The organism is Streptomyces zinciresistens K42, from assembly GCF_000225525.1.
GTDB lineage: Bacteria > Actinomycetota > Actinomycetes > Streptomycetales > Streptomycetaceae > Streptomyces > Streptomyces zinciresistens.
In genome coordinates, this window is sequence record NZ_AGBF01000038.1 from 38,103 (window position 1) to 47,412 (window position 9,310).

The 9,310-nt window shown below is 71.4% G+C and carries 5 protein-coding genes and 1 pseudogene; 4 read left to right on the forward strand and 2 right to left on the reverse strand.

Annotated features, from left to right (window positions below):
* The first annotated feature begins 199 nt into the window (after positions 1-199).
* The 3 genes from metH (at position 200) to SZN_RS14515 (ending at position 6,635) form a co-directional block, all read left to right on the forward strand.
* Positions 200-3,730 (forward strand): methionine synthase, encoded by a 3,531-nt coding sequence (metH, locus tag SZN_RS14505; protein ID WP_043730634.1) that lies wholly within the window; start codon positions 200-202, stop codon positions 3,728-3,730.
* A gap of 177 nt (positions 3,731-3,907) precedes the next feature.
* Positions 3,908-4,603 carry an HAD family hydrolase gene (locus tag SZN_RS14510; RefSeq protein WP_007495611.1) on the forward strand — a complete coding sequence of 232 codons (696 nt, stop codon included), beginning with the start codon at positions 3,908-3,910 and terminating at the stop codon, positions 4,601-4,603.
* 427 nt (positions 4,604-5,030) lie between these two features.
* Entirely contained in the window at positions 5,031-6,635 is a 1,605-nt protein-coding gene (locus SZN_RS14515; protein WP_007495612.1) for an ABC transporter substrate-binding protein, read from the forward strand.
* 86 nt (positions 6,636-6,721) lie between these two features.
* On the opposite strand, the gene SZN_RS14520 is transcribed toward SZN_RS14515, so the two are convergent.
* Positions 6,722-7,393: a response regulator gene (locus SZN_RS14520; RefSeq protein WP_007495613.1), complete on the reverse strand. Its 672-nt coding sequence runs from the start codon at positions 7,391-7,393 to the stop codon at positions 6,722-6,724.
* 75 nt (positions 7,394-7,468) lie between these two features.
* Positions 7,469-8,449: a RecB family exonuclease gene (locus tag SZN_RS14525; protein WP_007495621.1), complete on the reverse strand. Its 981-nt coding sequence runs from the start codon at positions 8,447-8,449 to the stop codon at positions 7,469-7,471.
* Positions 8,450-8,622: 173 nt separating this feature from the next.
* Between SZN_RS14525 and SZN_RS14530 the strand changes: the two are divergent.
* Positions 8,623-9,310: pseudogene (locus SZN_RS14530) on the forward strand (hypothetical protein); the annotation flags it as partial.

A 9,310-nucleotide genomic window follows, 5' to 3' on the forward strand; every position in this document is an offset into this window, starting at 1 on the left:
CGACCTCTCGCCAATGATCCGTCCGACCCCCGGCCCCACGGCGTGTCACCCGCCCCGCGGCCCGGCCCGGCCGTCCCGCGTCGTGGACCCCCTGACCATTCCCGCGTGGTCCCGGCTACCCTGGCGGCGTGCGCCCGCCGTGGGAAGAGTCCACCAGGGGCGCAAAGCCGACAGCCGTCGCACTCCAGGGAGCCCTTACATGGCCTCGTTGCCACCGACCCCTTCCGCCGACAGCCGGACCCGTGTGTCCGCGCTCCGCGAGGCGCTCGCCACCCGAGTGGTGGTCGCCGACGGAGCCATGGGCACCATGTTGCAGGCCCAGGACCCGACGCTCGAGGACTTCGAGAACCTCGAGGGCTGCAACGAGATCCTCAACGTCACCCGCCCCGACATCGTCCGCTCCGTCCACGACGCGTACTTCTCCGTGGGCGTCGACTGTGTCGAGACCAACACCTTCGGGGCCAACCACACCGCGGCGGCGGAGTACGACATCGCCGACCGCGTGCACGAACTGTCCGAGACCGGCGCCCGTATCGCCCGCGAGGCCGCCGACGAGCACACCGCCCGCGACGGCCGCCCGCGCTGGGTGCTCGGCTCGATCGGCCCAGGCACCAAGCTGCCCACCCTCGGCCACGTCGGCTACGCCGTCATCCGCGACGGGTACCAGGCCAACGCCGAGGGACTGCTCGCCGGCGGCGCCGACGCGCTGATCGTGGAGACCACCCAGGACCTCCTCCAGACCAAGGCGTCCGTCCTGGGCGCCCGCCGCGCCCTGGAGGCCACCGGCGCCGACGTGCCGCTGGTCGTCTCGATGGCCTTCGAGACGACCGGCACGATGCTGCTCGGCTCCGAGATCGGCGCGGCCCTCACGGCCCTGGAGCCGCTCGGCATCGACATGATCGGCCTGAACTGCTCCACCGGCCCCGCCGAGATGAGCGAGCACCTGCGCTACCTCAACCGGCACTCCCGCATCCCGCTGCTCTGCATGCCCAACGCCGGCCTGCCGATCCTCACCAAGGACGGCGCCCACTTCCCGCTCGGCCCCGAGGGACTGGCCGACGCCCAGGAGAACTTCGTCCGCGACTACGGCCTCTCCCTGATCGGCGGCTGCTGCGGCACCACCCCCGAGCACCTGCGCCAGGTCGTCGAGCGCGTCCGCGGCCTCACGCCCACCGAGCGCTCCCCGCGCCCGGAACCGGGCGCGGCCTCCCTCTACCAGACGGTCGCCTTCCGCCAGGACACCTCGTACCTGGCCATCGGCGAGCGCACCAACGCCAACGGCTCCAAGAAGTTCCGCGAGGCCATGCTCGCAGCGCGCTGGGACGACTGCGTGGAGATCGCGCGCGAGCAGATCCGCGAGGGCGCGCACATGCTCGACCTGTGCGTGGACTACGTCGGCCGCGACGGCGTCGCCGACATGCAGGAGCTGGCCGGCCGCTTCGCCACCGCCTCCACCCTGCCGATCGTGCTGGACTCCACCGAGGTCGGCGTCATCCGGGCCGGCCTGGAGAAGCTCGGCGGGCGCGCCGTCATCAACTCCGTCAACTACGAGGACGGCGACGGCCCCGAGTCCCGGTTCGCGCAGGTCACCGCGCTGGCGCGGGAGCACGGCGCCGCCCTGATCGCGCTGACCATCGACGAGGAGGGCCAGGCCCGCACCCCGGAGAAGAAGGTCGAGATCGCCGAGCGGCTGATCGAGGACCTGACGGGCACCTGGGGCATCCACGAGTCGGACATCCTCATCGACACCCTGACCTTCACCATCTGTACCGGCCAGGAGGAGTCCCGGGGAGACGGCGTCGCCACCATCGAGGCGATCCGCGAGCTCAAGCGCCGCCACCCGGACGTCCAGACCACCCTCGGTCTGTCCAACATCTCCTTCGGCCTCAACCCGGCCGCCCGCATCCTGCTCAACTCCGTCTTCCTCGACGAGTGCGTCAAGGCGGGCCTGGACTCGGCGATCGTGCACGCCTCGAAGATCCTGCCGATCGCCCGGTTCAGCGAGGAGGAGGTGCAGACCGCCCTCGACCTGATCCACGACCGCCGCCGCGAGGGCTACGACCCCCTCCAGAAGCTCATGCAGCTCTTCGAGGGCGCCACCGCCAAGTCCCTCAAGGCCGGCAAGGCCGAGGAACTGGCCGCCCTGCCCCTGGAGGAGCGCCTCAAGCGCCGCATCATCGACGGTGAGCGCAACGGCCTGGAGGCCGACCTCGACACCGCACTCCAGGACCGCCCCGCCCTCGACATCGTCAACGAGACCCTCCTGGACGGCATGAAGGTCGTCGGCGAACTCTTCGGCTCCGGCCAGATGCAGCTGCCGTTCGTCCTCCAGTCCGCCGAGGTCATGAAGGCCGCCGTCGCCCATCTCGAACCGCACATGGAGAAGAGCGCCGACGGCGAAGGAGGGGCCGGCAAGGGCACCATCGTGCTGGCCACCGTGCGCGGCGACGTGCACGACATCGGCAAGAACCTCGTGGACATCATCCTGTCCAACAACGGCTACAACGTCGTCAACCTCGGCATCAAGCAGCCCGTCTCCGCGATCCTGGAGGCCGCCGAGGAGCACCGCGCCGACGTCATCGGCATGTCCGGCCTGCTGGTGAAGTCCACGGTGATCATGAAGGAGAACCTGGAGGAGCTCAACTCCCGTGGCATGGCCGCCGACTACCCGGTCATCCTCGGCGGTGCCGCCCTGACCCGGGCGTACGTCGAGCAGGACCTGCACGAGATCTACGAGGGCGAAGTCCGCTACGCCCGCGACGCGTTCGAGGGGCTGCGCCTGATGGACGCCCTCGTCGGCGTCAAGCGCGGGGTGCCCGGCGCCCGGCTGCCCGAACTCAAGCAGCGCCGGGTGAGGGCCGCCACCGCCGCCGCCGTCCTGGACGAGCGCCCGGAGGAGGGCCACGTCCGCTCCGACGTCGCCGTCGACAACCCCGTCCCCGAGCCGCCGTTCCGCGGCACCCGCGTCATCAAGGGCATCCAGCTCAAGGAGTACGCCTCCTGGCTCGACGAGGGCGCCCTGTTCAAGGGCCAGTGGGGCCTGAAGGAGACGCGCAGCGGCGAGGGCCCGTCCTACCGGGAACTCGTCGAGTCCGAGGGCCGGCCGCGGCTGCGCGGTCTGCTCGACCGGCTCCAGACGGAGAACCTGCTGGAGGCCGCCGTCGTCTACGGCTACTTCCCCTGCGTCTCCAAGGACGACGACCTGGTCATCCTGGACGAGCACGGCAACGAGCGCACCCGCTTCACCTTCCCGCGCCAGCGCCGCGGCCGGCGGCTGTGCCTCGCGGACTTCTTCCGCCCCCAGGAGTCCGGCGAGACCGACGTCGTCGGCCTCCAGGTCGTCACGGTCGGCTCCCGCATCGGGGAGGAGACGGCCCGGCTCTTCGAGTCGAACTCCTACCGCGACTACCTCGAACTGCACGGGCTGTCCGTGCAGCTGGCCGAGGCCCTCGCCGAGTACTGGCACGCGCGCGTGCGCTCGGAACTCGGCTTCGCCGGGGAGGACCCGGCCGGGATCGAGGACATGTTCGCGCTGAAGTACCGGGGTGCGCGCTTCTCGCTGGGCTACGGCGCCTGCCCCAACCTGGAGGACCGCTCCAAGATCGCGGACCTGCTGCGGCCGGAGCGCATCGGCGTCCAGCTGTCCGAGGAGTTCCAGCTGCACCCGGAGCAGTCCACGGACGCGATCGTCATCCACCACCCGGAGGCGAAGTACTTCAACGCCCGCTGACCTCCCGCGCGGGCACACCGGTGCCGGCCGGGCCCCACCCCGGCCGGCACCGCGTGCCCCGCGGCACAGCGGCCGCACCAGGCGTCCCTCCGGGTCACGTCGTACACTGGACGGTCCACCGCAGGCCGGTTCCCTCCGTGGGAACCGGCCTGATCGTCCCTTCAAGGAGGTACGTGGATGACCAGCACGGTCCCCGCGCCAGCAACCCGTACGGCCGACGGCTCGGCCCTTCAGGCGGTGCTCCTGGACATGGACGGCACCCTGGTGGACACCGAGGGCTTCTGGTGGGACACCGAGGTCGAGGTCTTCGCCGCCCTCGGCCACACCCTCGACGAGACCTGGCGGCACGTCGTGGTCGGCGGTCCCATGACCCGCAGCGCGGGCTTCCTCATCGAGGCCACCGGCGCCGACATCGCCCTCGCCGAGCTCACGGTCCTGCTGAACCAGGGCTTCGAGGACCGTATCGACCGGGCCCTGCCGCTGATGCCCGGGGCGGCCAGGCTGCTGGCGGAGCTCGCCGAGTACGAGATCCCGACGGCCCTCGTCTCCGCCTCGCACCGCCGCATCATCGACCGCGTGCTCACCTCGCTCGGCCCGCAGCACTTCGCGCTCACCGTCGCCGGCGACGAGGTGGCCCGCACCAAGCCGCACCCCGACCCCTATCTGTTCGCCGCGGCGGGACTGGGCGCGGATCCGGCCAGGTGCGCCGTCGTCGAGGACACCGCCACGGGCGTCGCCGCCGGCGAGGCGGCCGGCTGCCATGTCGTGGCCGTGCCGTCCGTCGCCCCCATCACCCCGGCCGCCCGGCGCACCGTGGTGACGTCCCTCGAACACGTCGATCTGGCTTTTCTGCGCGCGCTGATGGCGGTCTGACAACGCAAATGCGCCGACCGTTCACCCAGCGTGCGGCATCGGCCGGCCGCTGAATTCCGCAAGGGAATTCGAGCGCGTCCGACGGGCCGAATTCCACTGCCGGTTCCGCTTGTTCCGTTTGTGATGTTCGCCACTCGGCAAGGGGTCGACAGGTGCCCCGCACTGTGCCCTCCCTCCCCTGGGTGGGGCTTTCGGCGCACCCTTGTGTCCCGATTGGTGAAACGGTGCACGAAACCTTCCCTGGGAAGGTTTTCGTTGCGTCCGCGCCCGGTTCCGCAGCGTGATGGAGCCTCAACTCCGGTGGCTTCGGACCCTCCTGCGGGCGCGGACTAATCTCGTCGCGAGAACCTCGCCCCTACCCCCGTGATCCGTCGCAACACCCCCTGCATGCCGGGTACACGGAGTCGACAGCTGGAGAAACCCGAGCATGAACCGCAAGACTTTGGTGCTGCCGGCCGCCATCGGCCTGCTCGCGCCGGTCCTCGCCGCCTGCGGCGGAACCGACAGCGGTAGCGGCAGTGGTGACGCGATCGTCGTCGGCACCACCGACTCCTTCACGGCCTCGGCCGAGGCTCCCGCGCTGGTCGACCCGGCGTACGCGTACGACGTCGGTACCTGGAACATCCTGCGGCAGACGGTGCAGACCCTGATGATCCAGCCGCGCGGGGAGGGCAACCCCGTGCCGGAGGCGGCCGAGAGCTGCGGCTTCACCGACAGCGGCAACGAGCGCTACGCCTGCACGCTGCGCGCGGGCCTGAAGTTCGCCAACGGCGACCCCATCACCGCGGCCGACGTGAAGTACTCCGTCGAGCGCGCCCTGAGCCTGAAGGCCGACAGCGGTGTCTTCGCGCTGCTGTCCGGCGTCGACACGGTCGAGACCAAGGGCGACCGCGAGGTCATCTTCCACCTCAAGCGAGCCGACGCCACCTTCCCGTTCAAGCTGTCGACGCCCGTCGCGGGCATCGTCAACGCGAAGGACTACAGCAAGAAGTCCCTGCGCAACGGCTTCAAGATCGACGGCTCCGGCCCGTACAGCTTCAAGGCCGAGGTGGACGGCGACAAGCTCGTCTCCGCCACGTTCACCAAGAACCCCAACTACAAGGGGAGTCTCAAGGTGAACAACGACAAGGTGCAGCTGCGCAACTTCAAGAACGCGGAGGAGATGGGCAGCGCCCTGGACAAGGGTGACATCGACGTCATGACCCGCGCGATGTCGCCGTCGCAGATCCAGAAGCTGTCCACCAACTCCAACGACAAGATCGACATGGTCGACATGGCCGGCCTGGAGATCCGCTACCTGGCCTTCAACACCAACGACACGACCGTGCGCAGCAAGGCCGTCCGCCAGGCGATGGCCCAGATCGTCGACCGCGGGGAGCTCGTCTCCAAGGTCTACGGCTCGCAGGCGGAGCCGCTGTACTCGGTGGTCCCCGCCAGCATCACCGGCCACTCCAACTCGTTCTTCAACAAGTACGGCGACCCCAGCGTCGGCAAGGCCAGGACCATGCTGCAGAAGGCGGGCATCACCACGCCCGTCAAGCTGACGATGTACTACACCACCGACCACTACGGCTCGGCCACGAAGAAGGAGTTCGAGCTGCTGCAGAAGCAGCTCAACCGCAGCGGCCTGTTCGACGTCGCCATCAAGGGCGTCCCGTGGACGAAGTTCCGGATCGCGGAGAAGAAGGGCGACTACCAGGTCTACGGCATGGGCTGGTTCCCGGACTTCCCGGACGCGGACAACTACATCGCGCCCTTCCTCGACAAGGACAACTTCCTCGGCCTCCCCTACAACAACCCCAACATCCGCAACAACCTCATCCCCGAGTCCCGCCGCGTCGCCGACCGCCTGGCGGCCTCCAGCAGCCTGACGGAGATCCAGGACATCGTCGCCTCCGACGTCCCACTCCTGCCGCTGTGGCAGGGCAAGCAGTTCGTCGCCGCCGGGGACGACATCACGGGCACCCCCTACGTGCTCAACTCCTCCTCGACCCTCCAGCTGTGGGAGCTCAACCGCGGCGTGAGCGGCTGACGGAAGGCCACACGGACGAGGGCGCCCCTTCCCTGCGGAAGGGGCGCCCTCGTCCGTCACAGCGCCTCACACGCGCCTCGCGCACCTCACTGGGCTCCCGGGCGCACCAGACCGCTCTCGTAGGCGTACACCGCCGCCTGCACCCGGTCCCGCAGCCCCAGCTTGGTCAGCACATGCCCCACATGTGTCTTCACCGTGGTCTCGCTGACGAACAGGTCGGCCGCGATCTCGGCGTTCGACAGGCCGCGCGCCACCAGCTTGAGCACCTCCACCTCCCGCTCGGTCAGCGTGTGCAGGGTGTCCGGGACCGGCTCCTCGCCCGAGGGCAGGTGCGTGGCGTACTTGTCCAGCAGCCGGCGCGTGATGCTCGGCGCGAGCATCGCCTCGCCCCCCGCGACCACCCGGATCGCCTGCACCAGCTCGTGGGCCGGCGCGTCCTTCAGCAGGAAGCCGCTGGCGCCCGCCTTCAGCGCCTCCACCACGTACTCGTCGAGATCGAAGGTCGTCAGCACCAGCACCTTCGCCGGGCCGTCGCGACCGGGCCCGGTGATCTGCCGCGTGGCCTCCACCCCGTCCATCCGGGGCATCCGGATGTCCATCAGGACCACGTCGGGCTGCAGGGCCCGCACCTGGTCGAGGGCCTGGAGGCCGTCGCCGGCCTCGCCCACGACCGCGATTTCCTGCTCCGCCTCCAGGATCATCCGGAAGCCGGTACGCAGCAGCGGCTGGTCGTCGACCAGTAGGACGCGGATGGCCACGTGAGTCTCCTTCGCTCGTCCGGCCCCATTCTGCCCTGCGCGCCCCCGCCGGACGCGCCCGCCCCGACCCCGCGCCTACCGCGGCACCGCCCCCGCGGCGTCCCCCTCCGCCGCGCGCAGCGGCAGCGGATACGGCGGGGGAGTGCCGCCGAACTCCGGGCAGTGGGCCCGGTGGTCGCACCAGCCGCACAGCTTGGTCGGCCGCGGCCGCCACTCGCCCGTCTCCGTCGCCTGCCGGATCGCCTCCCACAGGGCCAGCAGCTTGCGCTCGACCCGCTCCAGGTCGGCGAGGAGCGGGTCGTACGTCAGCACGTCGCCGCTGCCCAGGTACACCAGCTGGAGCCGGCGCGGGACGACCCCCTTCAGCCGCCACACCACCAGGGCGTAGAACTTCATCTGGAACAGCGCGCCCTCCGCGTACTCCGGGCGGGGCGCCTTGCCGGTCTTGTAGTCGACGATCCGCACCTCACCGGTGGGCGCGACGTCGACCCGGTCGATGATGCCGCGCAGCCGCAGCCCCGACTCCAGCTCGGCCTCGACGAACAGCTCACGCTCGGCCGGCTCCAGCCGCGTCGGGTCCTCCAGCCCGAACCACCGCTCGACCAGCTGCTCGGCCTCGCCCAGCCAGGCCGCCAGCCGCTCGCCCTCGGGATCGTCCGCGAACAGCTCCACGACCTCGGGCCTGCTCTCCCGCAGCCGGTCCCACTGCCCGGGGATCAGCGACTTCGCCCGGGGAGCCGTCCGCTCGGCGGCCGGCGCGTCGAACAGCCGCTCAAGCACCGCGTGCACCAGCGTGCCCTTGGTGGCCGCGGCGCTCGGCTTCTCCGGCAACCGGTCGATCACCCGGAACCGGTACAGCAACGGGCACTGCATGAAGTCACTGGCACGCGAGGGCGACAACGAGGCCCGCGCTCTCGCGGGAGCGGCGGCCGGCTCCGCGGCCTCCCCGCCCGCCGCGGCGCCGCCCGCCCCCGCCGGGTACTCGTCCGCCACCGGTGCCGTGACCGGCGCGCTGCCGCCGCCGTCCGCGGCGGCGCCCTCCGTGCTCGTCTCCATGACCCCAGACCATACGGCCCGCGACTGACAGTGACCCAGCCGCAGGCGTCACGATCGGCCCGCGGTGGGAACTCGGGGGGTGCCGGGGCGAGACCGGTCACCCCGGCCGCATACCATCGACCAGAGACCGACCGCCCGGCAGGCGCGGACGACGCTTCGAACGAGGGGACACCGTGGACGAGAGCGGCGGGAGCGGCCAGCCGCGCTCCGGTACCGACGAGTCGACCGAGCGCCGAGCAGACCGCGCGACTTCGAGCACCGACCCCGCACGCCCCGAACAGCCCGGCGCGACACGGCGATCCGAGGAAGCGGCCGACGCCCCGCCGCCGAAGCCCGCCGGGCCCCACGCGGACGGCGATTCCGGTGCGGACGCCGAGACTCGTACGGACGGCGAGCACCGCGGGGACGGCGAGTCCGGTACGGACGGCGAGACTGCTACGGAAGGCGAGCACCGCGGGGACGACAGGCCCAGTGCGGGCGGCGAGGCCGCGCAGGCGTCGCCGAACGCCCCCACTGCGGCCGCCCCCACCGCGAAGGCGCCCGCCCCTGCTCCCGTCGACACCCCCGCCCGGCAGGACGGCACGGCGGAGCGGGAACCGGCACCCGCGGACACGGGCGCACATGCCGAGGCGCCCGACCGTCCGGCCGCGGACAACCGTCCGGCCGCGGACAACCGTCCGGCCGCGGACAACCGCCCGGACACGGTCAAGCGGCCCGCAGCGGCCGGGCGTCCGGAGGCCGCCCAACAGCCGGCCGGGAACTCGCGTCCGGACTTGGCCGAGCGCCCCGCCGCCGACGAGCGCCCGGGAGCCGCCGAGCGCCCCGGCGCGGTCACGCGCCCGTACGCGGACGAGCGGCCGG

Coding starts and splice junctions, on each gene's coding strand:
- metH (WP_043730634.1), top strand. CDS start 200: ATGGCCTCGTTGCCACCGACCCCTTCCGCCGACAGCCGGACCCGTGTG.
- SZN_RS14510 (WP_007495611.1), top strand. CDS start 3,908: ATGACCAGCACGGTCCCCGCGCCAGCAACCCGTACGGCCGACGGCTCG.
- SZN_RS14515 (WP_007495612.1), top strand. CDS start 5,031: ATGAACCGCAAGACTTTGGTGCTGCCGGCCGCCATCGGCCTGCTCGCG.
- SZN_RS14525 (WP_007495621.1), bottom strand. CDS start 8,449: ATGGAGACGAGCACGGAGGGCGCCGCCGCGGACGGCGGCGGCAGCGCG.